General features: G+C 73.9%; 13 protein-coding genes. 7 read left to right on the top strand and 6 right to left on the bottom strand.

What is annotated here, in order from left to right; all coding sequences use genetic code 11:
• Window positions 1–72: 72 nt before the first annotated feature.
• From ABZV00_RS18190 to ABZV00_RS18175, 4 genes are all read left to right on the top strand, one after another.
• Complete coding sequence (locus ABZV00_RS18190; protein ID WP_328425531.1) at window positions 73–387, top strand: hypothetical protein; 315 nt, start codon at window positions 73–75, stop codon at window positions 385–387.
• A 57-nt stretch (window positions 388–444) separates the two neighbouring features.
• On the top strand, window positions 445–1224 hold the full coding sequence (locus tag ABZV00_RS18185) for a TetR/AcrR family transcriptional regulator (RefSeq protein ID WP_355607488.1): 780 nt from the start codon (window positions 445–447) through the stop codon (window positions 1222–1224).
• Between the two features lie 169 nt (window positions 1225–1393).
• Window positions 1394–2596 carry a low temperature requirement protein A gene (locus tag ABZV00_RS18180; RefSeq protein WP_355607485.1) on the top strand — a complete coding sequence of 401 codons (1203 nt, stop codon included), beginning with the start codon at window positions 1394–1396 and terminating at the stop codon, window positions 2594–2596.
• Window positions 2589–4778 (top strand): hypothetical protein, encoded by a 2190-nt coding sequence (locus tag ABZV00_RS18175; protein WP_355607482.1) that lies wholly within the window; start codon window positions 2589–2591, stop codon window positions 4776–4778. The genes ABZV00_RS18180 and ABZV00_RS18175 overlap by 8 nt, the downstream gene beginning before the upstream one ends.
• Window positions 4779–4813: 35 nt before the next feature.
• Here ABZV00_RS18175 and ABZV00_RS18170 read toward each other — a convergent pair whose 3' ends face one another.
• From ABZV00_RS18170 to ABZV00_RS18160, 3 genes are all read right to left on the bottom strand, one after another.
• Window positions 4814–5209 (bottom strand): hypothetical protein, encoded by a 396-nt coding sequence (locus tag ABZV00_RS18170; protein ID WP_355607479.1) that lies wholly within the window; start codon window positions 5207–5209, stop codon window positions 4814–4816.
• On the bottom strand, window positions 5206–5655 hold the full coding sequence (locus tag ABZV00_RS18165) for a hypothetical protein (RefSeq protein WP_355607477.1): 450 nt from the start codon (window positions 5653–5655) through the stop codon (window positions 5206–5208). The genes ABZV00_RS18170 and ABZV00_RS18165 overlap by 4 nt, the downstream gene beginning before the upstream one ends.
• 371 nt (window positions 5656–6026) lie before the next feature.
• Entirely contained in the window at window positions 6027–6905 is an 879-nt protein-coding gene (locus ABZV00_RS18160; protein WP_355607474.1) for an alpha/beta hydrolase, read from the bottom strand.
• Window positions 6906–7060: 155 nt separating this feature from the next.
• Here ABZV00_RS18160 and ABZV00_RS18155 point away from each other — a divergent pair, with 155 nt between their 5' ends.
• From ABZV00_RS18155 to ABZV00_RS18145, 3 genes are all read left to right on the top strand, one after another.
• Window positions 7061–10378 (top strand): BTAD domain-containing putative transcriptional regulator, encoded by a 3318-nt coding sequence (locus tag ABZV00_RS18155; RefSeq protein ID WP_355607472.1) that lies wholly within the window; start codon window positions 7061–7063, stop codon window positions 10376–10378.
• A 124-nt stretch (window positions 10379–10502) separates the two neighbouring features.
• Complete coding sequence (locus tag ABZV00_RS18150; RefSeq protein WP_355607469.1) at window positions 10503–12074, top strand: Na+/H+ antiporter; 1572 nt, start codon at window positions 10503–10505, stop codon at window positions 12072–12074.
• A gap of 203 nt (window positions 12075–12277) precedes the next feature.
• Window positions 12278–13588, top strand: coding sequence for a hypothetical protein (locus ABZV00_RS18145; RefSeq protein WP_355607466.1), 1311 nt, complete (start codon window positions 12278–12280; stop codon window positions 13586–13588).
• Between the two features lie 43 nt (window positions 13589–13631).
• Here ABZV00_RS18145 and ABZV00_RS18140 read toward each other — a convergent pair whose 3' ends face one another.
• Genes ABZV00_RS18140 through ABZV00_RS18130 form a run of 3 tightly spaced genes read right to left on the bottom strand, consistent with a single transcriptional unit; the run spans window position 13632 to window position 16069 of the window.
• Window positions 13632–14375: an amino acid ABC transporter ATP-binding protein gene (locus ABZV00_RS18140; RefSeq protein ID WP_355607464.1), complete on the bottom strand. Its 744-nt coding sequence runs from the start codon at window positions 14373–14375 to the stop codon at window positions 13632–13634.
• Window positions 14372–15154, bottom strand: a complete 783-nt coding sequence (locus ABZV00_RS18135) for an amino acid ABC transporter permease (RefSeq protein ID WP_355607461.1) — start codon at window positions 15152–15154, stop codon at window positions 14372–14374. Before ABZV00_RS18135 ends, ABZV00_RS18140 begins: the two co-directional genes overlap by 4 nt.
• Window positions 15155–15199: 45 nt before the next feature.
• Window positions 15200–16069 carry an ABC transporter substrate-binding protein gene (locus ABZV00_RS18130; protein WP_328425555.1) on the bottom strand — a complete coding sequence of 290 codons (870 nt, stop codon included), beginning with the start codon at window positions 16067–16069 and terminating at the stop codon, window positions 15200–15202.
• Window positions 16070–16082: the final 13 nt, after the last annotated feature.

The raw sequence follows: 16082 nt of genomic DNA, 5'->3' as shown, positions 1-16082 counted from the left end.
AGGCGTGCTGTGGTTGTCGATCAGGAGAAGAGGACCGCGGCGGCCGGCGGATCGACGCCGACCGGGATTAGTGTGGCGATCGGTTGGGCGGTCATGATCGGCGCGGCGCTGCTCGCGGGGGCGCTGTTCTCCCCGGCGGAACTGCCGGCCCGGACGCTGCTCATGTCTGTCGCCGCCGGGGCGTACGCGGCGGTGGTGGCCGATCTCCGCGCGGTCGTCGCGGTCACCGGGCTGGCCATGGCCACCTTCGTCGGCTTCCTCGCGCACCGCTTCGGTGAGCTGACCGGTGGCGGGGACGCCTGGTCGTACGCCATCGTGATCGCCTTCGCGGCCACGCTCGGGGCGGGATACCGCTGGTTGCGGTCGATCGCCCCGGCGGGCGACTGATCGTCGGGCCGGCGCGCGGCGTACGGCGTACGCCCGCGTTGTTAGGATTGCCGCACCATGGCGAGTGAGCGCAAGGCGACGGCGGACCCGGCCCGCAGCCTGGCCATCCTCTGGCGCACCCGGGAGCCGACCAGCCGCAGCGCCGGGCCGGGGCTCAGCGTCGACCGGGTCGTCCGGGCCGCCATCGGCATCGTGGACGCCGAGGGCCTCGACGCGCTGACCATGCGCCGGGTCGCCGAGGCGCTGGGCGTCGGCACGATGTCGGTCTACACCTACGTGCCGGGCAAGGCCGAACTCGTCGACGTCCTGATCGACACGGTGTACGGCGAGATGCCCCGCGCCGCCGTCGCGGGGGACTGGCGGGCCCGGCTGGAGCGGATCGCCCGGGACAATCTCGTGCTCTACCAGCGCCATCCCTGGATGCTGCGGGCCGAGACCACGACCCGGCCGGTGCTCGGTCCCCACCTGTTGGCCAAGTACGACCACGAGCTCACCGCGATCGCCGACATCGGGCTCACCGACGTGGAGATGGACGCGGTACTCACCCTCGTCCTCGGGCACGTGAAGAGCGCCGCGCGTGCCGCGTCCGAGGTGGTCGACCTGGAGCGGGAGACCGGCATGACCGACGGCCAGTGGTGGCAGTCGCACGCGCCCTGGCTGGAGACGTTCATGACGGCCGGCAGCTATCCGACCGCCGCGCGGGTCGGTACCGCGGCGGGCCAGCAGCACGGCGCCGCGTACGGGCCGGAGTACGCCTTCGAGTTCGGCCTGCAACGCGTCCTCGACGGCATCTCGGTGGTGGTCGCCGAGCGGGCGGCCGCCGGCCAACCCGGGTAGCCCGACCCGATCGCCAGCCGGTGTCGCCCGGTCCGGGGTACCCCGCCACCAGGGGACGGTCCGCCTCGACGACCGTGATCCGCCCGGACCCGGCGGAACCCGCCCAGCCACCGCCCTTCGGGTGGTACGACTGGGACGGCGGTGGCATCGGGGGCCGGGAAGGATGGCGATGGCGAACGGGCTTCCCGGGCGGCTGCTGCAGCGGCGGGAAGACCCGCGCCGGGCGTCGTTCCTGGAACTCTTCTTCGACCTGGCCTTCATCTTCGCGCTGACCCGGCTGTCCCGGGCACTGCTCAACGACCTCAGCCTCCACGTCGCCTTCCAGGTGCTCCTGCTGCTGGCCGCGATCTGGTGGGTGTGGTTCGTGACCGCCTGGTCGGCGGACTGGTTCGACCCGCGTACCCCGCTGATCGTCGCCCTGCTGCTCTGGGTGATGTTCGGCGGGCTGCTGATGGCCGCCGTCGTGCCCACCGCGTTCGGCAGGCACGCCATGGTGTTCGCCGTCGCGTACGTGGCCATCCACCTGGGCCGGGCCGCCCTGCTGATCCCCGCCCTGCGGGGGCACCCGCTGCAGCTGCGTACCGCCCGGGTGGCGATCTGGTTCGCCGCCTCCGGCGTGCTGTGGGTGGTCGGGGCGGCCGTCGCCTCGGCCCGGGAGGTGCTGTGGACCCTCGCCCTGGTCCTGGAGTACGTCCTGGCGCGACTGGGCTGGCCGACGCCGCGGCTCGGCCGCAGCTCCTGGCCGGACCTCCAGGTGAACGGCGAACATCTCTCGGAGCGCTACCAGCAGATCTTCATCATCGCGTTGGGTGAGCTGATCCTGATTTCCGGCCTCGCGTACGGCGACTCCGGCTTCGACTGGCAGCGCACCCTGGCGTTCGCCGGGGCGTTCCTGACCGCGGTGGCCCTCGCCCGGCTCTATCTGGTGCCCGCCGGCGGGCGGCTGGGCGCCGCCATCGAAGCGGCCGGGCCGCCCGGTAGCCGGCTCGCGCTGCTTGCCGGCTACCTGCACCTCGTCATGATCGCCGGGGTCCTGACCACGTCGGTCGGCATGGAGCTGGCGATCACCGACCCGAGGTCGCGCGAGCCGGCCGCACTTGCCGTAGCCGTCACGGGTCCGGTGCTGTTCCTGCTCGGGCGGATCCTGCTCTCGGTGGTGGTCGACGGCAGCCTGTCCTGGCCCCGGCTGATCGTGGTGCCGATGATCGTGGTGGGCGGCTTCGCGAGCGTGGAGCTGCCACTGCTCGGTGCCGGCGCGATCGTCACCGTCCTGCTTCTGATGGTGATCGCGGCCGAGGATCTGCTGGACCGGAGTCGCTGGCGCCGATCGGCCCACGCGGGCGTGGCCGTTGAACGGCGGCGGCATGGGTAGTCACCCGGAGCCGCCGCGCCACCGCGACGGGCCGGGGCGGTACGACATCGTGGAGTTGCGCGTGCACGGCGTGTCCGGGGCGCGACCGGAGCGTGTCCTCGACCGGGCGGACGTCCAGCAGGTCGCCGGCGACCGCAGTGGCGGCTTCCACCGCCCGGTGCCCGAGCGGCCGGACGACGCCGCCGACCCGGACAGGGTGACGCTGGAGGCGTACCGGTGGGGCGACCTGCCCTCGGGCACCGTGGCCCGGACGCTGTCCCTGGTCTTCCTGCTGCCGTTCATGCTCAGCAACGTGGCGGTCTGGATGCGACCGGTCGACCGGCGGAGCGGTCCCGGTGTTTCCGTGCTGTGCCGGCTCCTCGCGCTCAACCTCACCGTGGTGTACGTGCTGTCGATCGCCGGGGTCGCGCTCGACCTGCTCGCCTGGCGGTGTCTCGAGGTCGCCCAGTGTCCGGCACCCTTCACCACGGTGACCGAGCTCAACGGCCGGCAGGTGGGGCAGCGACTGGCGGTGCTGGCTCTGCTCCCGGTCGCCGCCGTCGCCTTCCTCCGCCTGCTCGGAACCCGCCGATCCCGTCCGGCCGGCAACCCGCTGTGGGCCGTCGAGCCACTGGTGGGACGGCTGCGGGCGATCCACGTGGCCGCAGCGCTCGCCGTGCTCGACGTGGTGTTGCTCGCGGCCCGTTCCACCGGCGGCCGGACGGCGTGGACGACCGTGCTGCTGGCGCTCGGCGGAGCGGTGCTGCTGGCCTGCGTCGGCCTGCTCGCCGCCCCCGGGCTGCTGGACGGGGCGTCGACCGCGCGGGCGGCCACCCGGACCGCCGGTACCTTACGGGCGTTGGCGTACGGCCTGAGCGCGGCCACCTTCGCCGCCGTCGCCCTGGACGGGCGCGACTGGCAGTCGTCGGCCGGGCTGCCGGGCTACGACCAGATCGCAGGCTGGGCGAAGCTAGGCCAGATGACGCTGCTGGTAGTGCTCAGCGGGCTGGTGCTGTGGCACCACGGCCGGGGGGACCGCCAATCCCCGCTGGCGCGTGGGCTGGGCGCGGCGGTCATCGCGGCTATCGCGGTCGGCCTGGCCGGCGCGTTCGCCTCCGATCTGGTCTACCAGACCGGGCACCTGCTCGGCGGCTACCGCGGCGACGGTGGGCCGCCGCTGTCGTACCGGTGGACGATCCTGGCGTTCTTCCTCCACGTGGCCGCGGCGGCGGTGCTGTGCGGCGCGTTGACCCTCACCTCGCGGCGCCGCCGGTGGCGGGCCGCGGCGGCGATCACCGCCCGGGACTTCCCGGTGCCCCCGCCGGGAGCCGCCGGGCAGCTGCGGCGGGTGACGAAGGCCATCGCCCAGGCGCGGTTCACCGAGTGGCTGGGAAGGCTCGCCGTGACGTACGCGGCGCTGGCGGCGATCGGCCTGACCACGAGCCTGCTGGGCCTGTTCGGGCTCGAACCGGACCAGTTGGCGCGGCGTCTTTTCGGGCTGCCGGCTGGGGCCGTCGGTGTCGGCCTCGCCGTGGGCAGCTACCTCACCGCCGGCGTGGTGCTCGCCCTGCTGTTGGGTGGGATCCTCGCCTACCGGACGGCGTGGTTCCGCCGGCATGTGGGGATCCTGTGGGACCTGGGCACCTTCTGGCCCCGGGCCGCCCACCCGTTCGCACCCCCGAGCTACGCCGACCGCGCGGTGCCGGAGCTGGCCGATCGGATCACCCAGCTCGCCGAGCGACACGCCGGGGTGCTGCTCTGCGGGCACAGCCACGGCTCGGCGCTGCTGGCCCTCGCGGTGCTGCGGCTGCCCGCGGAGGTGCGCCAACGGGTCGCGCTGCTCACCTACGGGTCCCCGCTGAACCGCCTGTACGCCCGGCTGTTCCCGGCGTACCTGAACGAGGAGGTGCTCCGCGAGGTGGGGAAGCGGATCGGGTGGCGGTGGTTGAACCTGTGGCGGGACACCGACCCGGTCGGCGGCTGGATCTTCGCGGCGCACCGGCCCGGCGATCCGCCTCTGGACCCCGCCGACCCCGCCGCGCGGGTCGACCGGCGGCTGCGGGACCCGCGGGACGTGGTGCCGCCGTCGGGGGAACGTCAGCCGCCGCCGCTGCGGGGACACCAGCCGGGCGAGTCCGATCCCGAGTTCCGGGCTGCGGTGCGCGAGCTCGCCGGACGACTACGCGACCAGGGTCGCACCTGAAAGGTCGACGGATCCGGGTCGTCGGGAGCCGATCGTCACCGGTCCTCCGGCAACCGTTCGGACTCCGCGACCACCGCACGGACCTTGCGCAGGGTGGCGTCGGGCGAACGGATCGCGGCACGCCACCGGTCGAGCGTCCGGGTGAGCACCCGGACCACGAACTGCAACTGGTTGACCTGTTCGCGCAGCACCCCCAGCTCCGATCGGGCGCTCAGCGCCTCTTCCTCCAACTCGGTGATCCGGGTCTGCAGTGGTTGCACCAGGGTGATGGCGGCCTCGGTGAGGGTGTCGGCGGCGTCGGCCTTGAACTTGCCGCGTTGCACCACGACGGTGGCGATGGCGGCCAGGCCGGTGGTGCCGCCGAGGATGCCGAAAACGCTGAGCGCCACCTGCAGCCACGGGGGTGCGTCGGGCGCCGGTGTGGAGATCACGTGACACCGCCTTCCACCGGTGCGTCGCCTATGCACTGGCTGGCCTGGGCCAGCCGGCGTAGGTCGATGGCGATCTGAGCGGCTCGCCACAGGGACCCGACCGCGAGCGCGGTGATGAACGACGCCGCCGCGGTGGCCTGTCGGCCCGACACGACCAGCAGCGCCATCGTGTACATGCCGCTGATGGTGCCGAACACCAGGACCGACGCGAGCTCGATGCCGAGCCCGGTGGCGAGCCGGCCGGGCCACAGGATGCCCAGCATGCCGCCCACACCGACCAGGACCAGACCGATCTCCCAGCCGAACTGGATCGGCAACGGCATGGACATCTGGACCGACGTGGGTCGGACGCCGAGCAGCAGCATGAGGACACCGCAGATGGGAGCCATGGCCAGGGCGGCCATCTCGAACGGCTGGTGCCGGGACCGGATGCGCAGATGCCCCACGGCAACTCCCTGGTCGGGGACCATCGTCACCCGCCGACGGCCGGTGGGCGGTGCCGTGGTGGGCCTTGATCGGCCCCTGCGGTCCGCGTGGAAGCCCTGGGTCGGGGTGTGGACGGTCGGTGGTCGAGGAGATGAGCGACTCGCCGCCGTTGGCTGGCCGGTTACTGCCTGTGTATCACCGGTGACCGCTTGGCGTCCACCTGGTGTCACGTCGCATATCCGCAGGTCAGAGCCATTTTGGGGGGCGGAGGCCCGGCTTGTGCGCTGCGGGCCGGGAGGAGGGGTCGGTGGGCCGGCCACCATGGCGCTCGGTGACGGTGAGTGTCGGAAATCTTACTTGCCGTGACGTGGCGGCCGGCCCGCTGGATCGGTTAGCGGGCGAGCAGGGCGCGCAGTGCCCGGACCACCTCGGCCGGTGCCTCCTCCGCCATGAAGTGCCCGCAGGTGACCGTCCGGTGCTCCAGATCCGGTGCCCAGGCCCGCCACACCCCGGCCGCGTCGTAGCCGAGCGCCGCGCCCCAGTCCTGTTGCAGCACGGTCACCGGCATCCGCAGCTGGTTACCTGCTGCCCGGTCGGCGGTGTCGTGGGCGACGTCGACACCGGCGGACGCCCGGTAGTCGGCGACGATCGAGGTGACCGCGGCCCGGGACGCGCTCAGATACGCGGCCCGCACGTCCGCCGGCAACGCCTCCGGATCGCGGGTCCAGATGTCCAGGAAGTGGCCGAAGAAGGCGTCCGGGCTGCCAGCGATCAGCTCCTCGGGCAGGCCGGGCGGCTGCGCCATCAGGTACAGGTGGAAGGCGACCGAGGCGCTGGCGCCGTGCAGCACGTCCCACATGTCCAGGGTGGGCAGCACGTCGAGCATGGCGAGCTGGGTGATCGCCTCCGGGTGGTCGAGGCCGGCGCGGAACGCGACCAGGGCACCCCGGTCGTGCCCGGCCAGCGCGAAGCGCTCGTGGCCGAGCGCGGCGGCCAGCGCCACGATGTCGTCGCCCATGGTGCGCTTGGCGTACACGTTGCCGTCGGTGTCGACCGGCTTGTCACTCTCGCCGTAGCCGCGCAGGTCGGGGCAGATGATCGTGTGGTCGGCGGCCAGGTCGGCCGCAACGTGCCGCCACATGAGGTGGGTCTGCGGAAAGCCGTGCAGCAGCACGATCGCGGGCCCGGAGCCGCCCACGGCGACGTTGAGCGTCACGCCATCGGCGACGGTGACGCGTCGGTAGTCGAATCCGTTGATTCTGGGATCCACGGGGGAACACCTTCCTGATGTGCGGGGCCGGCGCGGGTGGTGGCCCGTCGCCGCCGTACGTCGTCGAGCCTGCTCGGTGGTGGTCAGCAGCCGGTCAGCGTCCGATCAGTGCCGGCGGCTGCGGCCGGCCGCGTGCACCTGCCTAGATTGGTGCCATGACCAGGCAGCCGACGGCACCCGTGGCGGTGACCTTCGGCGTGCTGGGACCGGTGACCGCCGCGGCCGAGCGTGGCCCGGTCCCGCTCAGGGGGCCCCGGCAGCGCACGGTGCTGGCCCGGCTGCTGATCGCCCGGGGCCGGGTGGTGCCGGTGGACCGTCTGGTCGAGGACCTGTGGGAGGTCCCTCCGGAGGGCGCGGTGGGCGCGATCCGGACCTTCGTCGCCGACCTGCGCCGGGCACTGGAGCCCGACCGGCCGCCCCGGCAGCCGCCCCGGCTCCTGGTCACCGAGCCACCGGGGTACGTGCTGCGGGCCGCCCCGGAGGCGGTGGACGCCGAACGGTTCGAGGCTGCGGTCGGCGAGGCGGGCCGGCTGCTGGCGGCGGGACGTCCCACCCCGGCCCTGGCCGCGCTGGACGAGGCGCTCGGGCTCTGGCGCGGGCCCGCGTACGCCGACTGCGCGGGCGAGGTCTGGGCGGTCGCGGAGATCAACCGGCTGGACGAGCTGCGGCTGCTCGCCGTCGAGCGGCGAGCGGAGGCGCTGTTGGCGTTGGGCCGGCCGGACGAGGCCGCCGCCGACCTGCCGGCCCACCTCGCCAGCCACCCGCTCCGCGAGGACGCCTGGCGGCTGCTCGCGACCGCCCGGTACCGCTCCGGACGGCAGGGCGAGGCGTTGGCCGCGCTGCGCCAGGCCCGGGACGTCCTGGTGACCGAGCTGGGTGTCGACCCGGGGCCCGAGCTGCGGCGGCTGGAAGCCGATATCCTCGCGCAGGCGCCACACCTCACCCTGCCGGTTGAGCCCGCCGCTGCGGTGGTCGCCACCCTGACCGCACCGGAGCTGACCGGACCCGTCGGACCGCGCGGGCCGGCGCCGGTGGAGAAGCGACCGTTCGTCGGCCGTGACGCGGAGCTGGACCGGCTGCGGCAGGCCGCCGGGGCCGCCGCCCGGGACGTCCGACCCACCCTCGCCCTGCTCAGCGGGGACCCGGGCGCCGGCAAGACGGCGCTGGCCGAGACGCTGACCCGCCGGCTCGCCGCCGAGGGCTGGACCACGGCGTGGGGTCGCAGCCCGGAATACGAGGGTGCCCCGGCCGCCTGGCCGTGGACGCAGATCACCGACGCGCTCGCCGGGCCGTCCGACTCCGTTGTGGCCGCCGGGACCGAGGGCGCGGGCGATCCCGCCGTGGCCCGTTTCCGCCGGCAGCGCGCGGTGGCGTCGCTGGTCTCGGCGGTCGCCGACCGGGGGCCCGTGCTGCTGGTCCTCGACGACCTGCACCGCGCCGACGGGGACACCCTGGACCTGCTGACCGCGCTGCTCAGCGGTCCGCAGCCGGCCACCGGGCCGGTGCTGCTCCTCGGCACCTACCGGGCCACCGAGATCAGCCCGGCGTTGACCGCGACCCTGGCCCGGGCCGCCGGGCTGGAGCCGGTCCGGGAGTACCTCGCCGGCCTGCCCGAGCCGGCGACCGGCGAGCTGGCACGCACCGTCGCCGGGGTGGAGCTGGACCCGCCCACCGTGCGGCTGATCCACCACCGAAGCGGCGGCAACCCGTTCTTCGTCCGGGAGCTGGCCCAGCTGTACGCCGCCGAGGGTGGCGCGGCGCTGGCAGCGGTGCCACCGGGGGTGCGCGACGTCATCCGGCACCGGCTGGCGCAGCTACCCGCGCCGACCCGCACCGTGCTGCGGCAGGCAGCCGTCCTCGGCCGGGACGTCGATCCCGAGGTGCTCGGCACGCTGGCCGACGACCCCACGACCCTGCTGGACGCCGTGGACCGCGCGTTGCGGGCCGGCTTCCTCACTGAGCAGGACCCCGACGGGCGGCTGCGCTTCACCCACATCCTGGTCCGCGACACGCTCTACGCCGACCTGTCCGCGCCGCGCCGCGCGGCCTGGCACACAGCCGTCGCCGAGGCGTTGCGACAACGGCAGCCCACCGACCCCGCCGCGCTCGCGCACCACCTGCTGCGCGCCGGTGGACCGGTCGCCGCCGGCCGCGCCGCGGTCTATGCCCGCACCGCCGCCGAGCAGGCGGAAAGGGGCGGTAACCCGCATGAGGCGGCCCGCCTGTGGGGCCAGGCGATCGACGCGTACGACCGTTCCGGCGGGACCGACCGGCGCGAGCGGCTGAGCGCGGTGCTCGGCCTGGGGCGCGCGCTGGCCGTGACGGGCCGGCTGGCCGAGGCGCGGCGGCGGCGAGCCGAGGCGATCGACGACGCGGAGGCCGTCGGCGACCCCCGGCTGATCGGGGAGGTGCTGGCCGGCTTCGACGTACCCGCCATCTGGACCCGCAACGACGACGACCTCCTCTCCGGGCGGATCGTCCGGGCCGCCGAGCACGCCCTGGCCGCACTCGGCGTGCAGGACTCGGCGCAGCGCAGCCGGCTGCAGAGCACCCTCGCGCTGGAGCTGCGCGGCACCACCACCGACCGTGGTCGCCGGGCGGCGGACGAAGCCGAGTCCATCGCGCGCGCCATCGGAGACCCCGGGCTGCTGGCGTTCGCGCTCAACGCCCGCTTCATGCACGCCTTCCACCGGGTCGGCATGGCCGGTGAGCGGGCCCGGATCGGTGCCGACCTGGTCGACCTGGCCGCCCGGCACCAACTGGTGACCTTCGAGGTGCTGGGCCACCTCGTCCGGGTGCAGGCCGGCTGCGCGCTGGCCGACCGGGCGGGCGCCGACACGCACGCACGCGCCGCCGACCGCCTCGCCCAGCGGTACGAACTACCGCTGGTCGGCCTCTTCACCCGCTGGTACGCCGCGCTGCGCCTGGCGCTGGACGGCGAGTCGGCTGCGGCGGCGGACGCGTACCGGGCGGCTGCCGACCGGCTGCCCACCGACGGCATGCCGGGCCTGACCCGTGGGCTGCTCCCGCTCGCCCTGCTCGGCCTGCGCCTGGCTGACGCCGTCGGGGACGACCGGCCGATTCCCGGGTCCGACGGCGAGGACTGGGCGGGCATGGACTGGGGTCCGCACGAGCCGTGGGTCCGGCCGCTGCTGCTGCTCACCGCCGGCGACCGGGACGCCGCCGGAGCGGCCCTGCGGGCCCTCCCGGACGGGCCGCACGACCTGCTGCGGGAGGCGCGGCTCTGCGTCACCGCCCGGGCGGCGCTCGCCCTGGACGACCGGGCCACGATGAAGCGCGTCGCCGCCGAGCTCCGACCGGCCGCCGACGAACTGGCCGCCGGCAGCGGGGTGCTCACCGTCGGTCCGGTGGCCGGACACCTTGCCGACCTGGCTGCCGCCCTGGGCCGCGACGAAGAGGCGGCCGGTTACCGCCTTGCCGCCCGGGCGGTCACCGCCCGCGCCCGCGCCTGACCGCTGGCGGTGGCGTCACCCCGCCCCGGCGACTTGCCGGTTTCCCCCCGAACCGGGCGGCACGGTGCGGTCAGATGGAACCACCGGCGCGGCCACCGTCGGCCATGGATCGAGGGGGTACGCCGTGGAGGTGCTCGTCCTGATCGTGGTGCTGGGCGTCACCGTCCTGATCGGCACCACGCTCGGCGGCCGGTACAGCGTCGCGCCGCCGGTCCTGCTCATCGCGTTCGGGGTGCTGATCGGGCTGGCGCCACCGCTGTCCAACCTCACCCTGGAACCGGAGCTGGTGCTGCTGATCTTCCTCCCGGCGATCCTCTACCGGGAGAGCCTCACCATCAGCCTGCGCGAGATCCGGGCCAACCTCCCGGTGATCGGGCTGCTCGCCGTGGTGCTGGTCGTGCTCACCATGGTCACGGTCTCGCTGACCGCGCAGGCGTTCGGGGTGAACCCCGCCGCCGCCTGGGTGCTCGGCGCGGTCCTCGCGCCGACCGACGCCGCCGCGGTCACCGGGCTGGCCAAGCGGCTGCCCCGGAAGCTCCTCACCACCCTGCATGCGGAAAGCCTGATCAACGACGGCACCGCACTGGTGCTCTTCGCGGTGACCGTGGGCCTGCTCGCCGGGAGCGCGGCGCCGGGCGCGCTCGGCATCGGCGGGGAGTTCCTCGGGGCCAGTGCCGGGGGAGTGATCGCGGGGCTGCTGGTCGGCGGCGGTGTGGTGCTGATCCGCAAACGGCTCGACGATCCGCTGCGCGAGGGCGCGTTGAGCGTGCTGACCCCGTTCGCCGCGTTCCTGCTCGCCGACGCGGTACACGCCAGTGGCGTGCTGGCGGTGGTGGTCGCCGGCCTGGTCCTGGCCTACGCCGGCCCTCGGGTGATCCGCGCTCGGTCCCGGGTGCTGGCGTACGCGTTCTGGGACCTGTCCACGTTCCTGATCAACGGCGGGCTGTTCGTCCTGCTCGGCACGCAGATCCCCCGGGCGGTGAAGGGCATCACCAGCACCTCGCCGGGGCGGGCGCTGGTCATCGTGCTGGTGGTCACCGTGGTCGTCCTGGTCACCCGGCTGCTCTTCGTCTACGTGACGGCGGAGTCGGTGAAGTTGCTGGACCGCCGAGCAGTGAGCATGAGCCAGGGGCAGGGCAGTTGGCGGGTGGGCACCGTCGCCGGCTGGTCCGGCTTCCGGGGTGCCGTCTCGCTCGCCGCCGCCCTGGCGGTCCCGGCGACGACGGCCGCCGGTCGACCGGTGGCCGAACGTGACCTGATCATCTTTGTCACCGCGCTGGTGATCGTGCTGATCATGCTCGTTCAGGGCACCACCCTGCCGCTGGTGGTGCGCTGGGCGGGGCTGGTCGGCGACCCCGAGCGCGTCGACGAGTTGCGGCAGGCCCGACAGCGGGCCACCGAGGTGGGTTTGGCCGCGCTGCCGCAGGTCGCCGCCGAGATCGGAGCCGGGGAGGACGCGGTACGCCGGCTGCAGTCCGAGTACCAACGGCACCTGGAGGACGTCAGCGAGGGCGTTGGTACGTCCGAGGAACGCCGTCTGGAACGCGACCTGCGCCTCGGCGTCCTCGAACACAAGCGGCGGGAGGTCACCCGGTTGCGCGACAGCCGGGAGATCGACGACCTCGTGCTGCGCGACCTCCAGGCCGCGCTGGACAACGAGGAGATCCGGCTGCTGGGTCGCGGGCCCAACGAGTGACCTCGCCTGGCCTGACCCTCGGGTGCCGACGGCCGTGCGGGACGAACCGGAGCGGAGGTCTTGCCGCCGCACACCTCTACGGGGCCGACCGACGGATTGGTGACAGCGGCCAGCCTCTGTGGAGGGCACCCGGCCGCCCTGCCGCCGGGTACGGTGGGACGAGTCGGCGTCGGTCGATGCGCTGGGTTCGCGAGGGGGTGCCCGTGACCACCGGAGCGACAGAGGCCGACCTGCGGGTGGTCACCCAACGGGCGTTCCTCGACGAGCTGACCTCGGTCACCCGCGAGCGCGGTGCCACCGAGTTCCTGTATCTGATGGCGCAGGGCGACGGCGTGATCGGGGTGCAGTGGGAGCAGCCCGGCGTCGACCATCTGCGCCGCTATCGGGTGCGCGATTCCGGCGGCCCGGCCTGCCCGCACTGCGCCCTGCTGGCCGCGGTGCTGGCGCTGGCGCCGGTGCTGCCGCTGGACGTGTTGCGGACCATGCGCGCCCGGCCGCAGTACGAGACGGTGTTACGCACCGGTCGGCTGCCACACCTGGCGTTCGCCCGGCCGGTGCGGCAACCCGGGACGAGTTGGCTCGGTGACTGCCACGCGGTGCCCGGCGACCCGCACACCGAGGCCGACTGCGCTACCCACGCCGTGCCCGCGCCGAGCGGCGACCTGCTGGACCTGCGCCTCGGGACGCTGCCCCGGGCGGTACGGGAGCTGTACCCGCACGACGGTGCCGTGACCGCGGATCTTCAGCAGCGGCTGCAGATCGCCCGGGACTGGCGGGCCGACGCGCAGGCCGTGGCCAGCGGGATCCGCGAGGCGGAGGCGACCTGGGCGTTCCTGCGCAACTCCTGCGTGCTGGGCGTGCCGGTGCCCGGCGCCGCCGGCCTCGTCCTCACCCTTGCGCCGGACCGGGCCCCGGACGACCGCCCGCTGGCCGAGTTGCACACCGCGGCGGTGCGCGCCCTGCCCGCCGGTGGTCCGCCGTTGGCCTACCAGGAGCGGGCCTGCCTGGTGCCGGAGCCGGGCAGCGGGGCGCAACGGATGCCGTCGTACGGCGGTGCGGTGGACCTGACCGGCGCGGCGCCGGTGCGTACGCTGCGGTTGCCAGCGCCCCGCCGGCCACTGAGCACCACCGGTCGGGGCGTACTGCTGCTGTACGAGGCCCGGCACGCGATGGGCCGGCACCATGCGAGCGCGCCGGAGCGCGACAGTGCGTACTGGGAGTCCGAGGCGGCGTTGAACGTCTTCGAGTTCACCCTGCTGGAACGGGTCGCCGGCCGGCCCTACCAGGACGCGGTGGCCGCGTACCTGCAGGCCCTGCGCCGGGAGGGCGACCTGCTCGCCCGCCCGCACAAGGTGCTCGACCGCCGCCGACGCAAGGCCCTGTCGGCGGCGTTCGGTGGGTTGGACGACGAGGAGCTGCACCTGTGGGCGTCGGTCGCCTACCGCAACGCCATCCTGGTGCTGCTCGGCGATCTGCAGGCGTTCGCCGCGCACCTGCGGCGGCAGGCCGGCTGACGTCGATCGGGGCCAGGTCGGGCGGGCCGTCGTCGGCGCGGGCTCAGAGCACCTGAGCGAGGAACCGGCGCAGCCGTGGATGCTCGGCCCGCTCGAAGATCGCCTCCGGCGGGCCGGCCTCCAGCACCACGCCCCGGTCCATGAAGGCGACGGTGTCGGCGACCTGCCGGGCGAAGCCCATCTCGTGCGTGACCACGACCATGGTCATGCCCCCGGCGGACAGGTCGGCCATCACCCCGAGCACCCCCTTGACCAGCTCCGGGTCGAGCGCCGAGGTGGCCTCGTCGAAGAGCATCACCTCGGGCCGCAGCGCCAGCGCCCGGGCGATCGCCACCCGCTGCTGCTGACCGCCGGAGAGCTGCGCCGGCCGTGAGTCGGCCTTGCCGGCCAGCCCCACCAGCTCCAGCTGTGCCCGGGCGACCGCCACCGCCTCGTCCTCGTCGAGCTTGCGCAGCCGACGCAGCGCCAGGGTGACGTTGCGCAGCACGCTCATGTGCGGGAAGAGGTTGAACTGTTGGAAGACCATGCCCACCCGCTGCCGCAGCGCGTCCGGATCGTCGCGCAGCACGCTGCGCCCGTCCAGCAGCACGTCGCCGCGGTCCGGCTCGATCAGCCGGTTGATCGTCCGCAGCAGGGTGGACTTGCCCGACCCGGACGGGCCGATCACGCAGGCCGTCGCGCCGCGTGGCACGGCCAGGTCGACGCCGCGCAGCACCCGGTTCGGTCCGAAGGCGAGGTGCACGTCGCTTACGTCGAGGCTGACCGAGGTGGTCGTGCCGGTGGTCATCGCCGGTCCCCTTCGGTCGTGCCGGCCAGCGCCGACTCGGTGTCGTCCTCGTCATCGTCGGCCGGCGCGGTGGCCGGCCGGCCGTGGCGCAGCCGCCGGTCGATCCAGTTGACCACGTGCGTCAGCGGCACGGTCAACGCCAGGTAGAAGAGCCCGGCCAGCAGCAGCGCGGACTCGTTGCCGGTGGTGGCCGCGTAGTCCTGCCCGATCCGGAACAGCTCCCGCTGGCTGGCCACCAGTCCGAGGAAGTAGACCAGGCTGGAGTCCTTGATCAGCGCGATGAGCTGGTTCACCCAGGCGGGCAGCACCCGCCGGATGCCCTGCGGAATGATCACCAGCCGCATCGAGTCGGCCCAGGAGAAGCCGAGCGCCCGGGCGCCCTCCAATTGGGCGGCCTCCACCGACTGGATGCCGGAGCGGAAGATCTCCCCGATGTACGCCGCCGCGATCAGCGACAGCGCCAGAATGCCCAGCGGGTACGGGTCGGGTCCCCAGACCTCCATGCCCAGCGGCGCCAGCCCGACGCCGATCAGGAGGATCGTCGCCGCGGCCGGCAGCCCCCGGAACACGTCGGTGTAGACCCGCGCCGGCCAGCGCAGCCACCGGGTACGGGAGATGCCGGCGACGGCCAGCAGCAGGCCCAGCACCGAGCCGAGCAGGGCGGCGGAGACCGCCAGGATCAGCGTGTTGGGCAACCCGACAGTCAGCATCTCGGGTAGCGCCTCGCGCATCGCGTCCCAGTCGAAGAAGGTCTCCCACAGGGTGCTCAACGGATCCATTGGTCGCCTCTCCTACCGCCCTGCTCGCTCGTCACCGGGTATGCCTCAGGACGCGGTCGACGCGGACGCCGACGCCGACGGCACGGTCACCGTGCCGCTGCCCGGTCGGAAGTCCTCCGGAACCGGCCGGCCCGGGTAGTACTGCGCCTGCAACCGGCTCCAGGTGCCGTCCGCGATCACCTCGTCGAGGCCCTTGTTCAGCGCCTCGCGGAGCTTGTCGCTGCCCTTGGCGACCGCGTACGCGGTCGGCGCCGGGCTGAGCTGCTTGGCCGCCACGGTGATCTTGCCGTTGCTGTCGGCGGCCGACTTCTCGCCGATCTCCGCCGGGGCGATCCACGCGTCGGCGGTGCCCGCCTTGAGCTGGTTGATCGCGCCGTTGTAGTCCGGCACCCGGACCGGGTCGAGCTGCTTGCCGGTGGCGTAGTCGTCCTGGACGGTGCCCTGGACCACCACGACCCGCTTGCCGGCGAGCTGGTCGAAGCTGGTGATCGGCGAGCCGGCCGGGACGTCCAGGCCGAAGTAGCCGAAGTCGTAGCCGTTGCCGAAGTCGACCGTCTTCTTCCGCGCCTCGGTGATGGTGATCGAGGAGCTGCCGACGTCGAACTTGCGGTTGTTCACCTGGGAGAGCAGCGCGGAGAAGTCGGTGCCGACGAACTCGACCTTCAGGCCGAGCTTGCCGGCCACCGCGGCCAGCAGGTCGTTGTCGAACCCGGTGAACTTGCCGTCCTTGAGGTACACGTTCGGAGGGGCGTCGGTCAGCGTGCCGGCGCGCAGCACGCCCGGCTGCGACAGGCCGTACGGGTTGGCGGTGGCGTCGGACGACGTGTCGTCGCCGCAGGCGGTCAGCGCGGTGGCGGCCAGGATCGTGGCCGCGCCGAGGGCAGCGGCGCGGGTCAGGGCAGGAAGAATTCGCACGGGTGTCTCCGAA

Source organism: Micromonospora sp. NPDC005173 (assembly GCF_040608515.1).
Lineage (GTDB): Bacteria > Actinomycetota > Actinomycetes > Mycobacteriales > Micromonosporaceae > Micromonospora.
This window is presented reverse-complemented; position numbering and strand designations above follow the sequence as displayed.

Excerpts from the sequence above, each read along its gene's own strand:
- ABZV00_RS18185 (WP_355607488.1), top strand. The coding sequence starts at position 445 with ATGGCGAGTGAGCGCAAGGCGACGGCGGACCCGGCCCGCAGCCTGGCC.
- ABZV00_RS18180 (WP_355607485.1), top strand. The coding sequence starts at position 1,394 with ATGGCGAACGGGCTTCCCGGGCGGCTGCTGCAGCGGCGGGAAGACCCG.
- ABZV00_RS18140 (WP_355607464.1), bottom strand. The coding sequence starts at position 14,375 with ATGACCACCGGCACGACCACCTCGGTCAGCCTCGACGTAAGCGACGTG.
- ABZV00_RS18175 (WP_355607482.1), top strand. The coding sequence starts at position 2,589 with ATGGGTAGTCACCCGGAGCCGCCGCGCCACCGCGACGGGCCGGGGCGG.
- ABZV00_RS18155 (WP_355607472.1), top strand. The coding sequence starts at position 7,061 with ATGACCAGGCAGCCGACGGCACCCGTGGCGGTGACCTTCGGCGTGCTG.
- ABZV00_RS18135 (WP_355607461.1), bottom strand. The coding sequence starts at position 15,154 with ATGGATCCGTTGAGCACCCTGTGGGAGACCTTCTTCGACTGGGACGCG.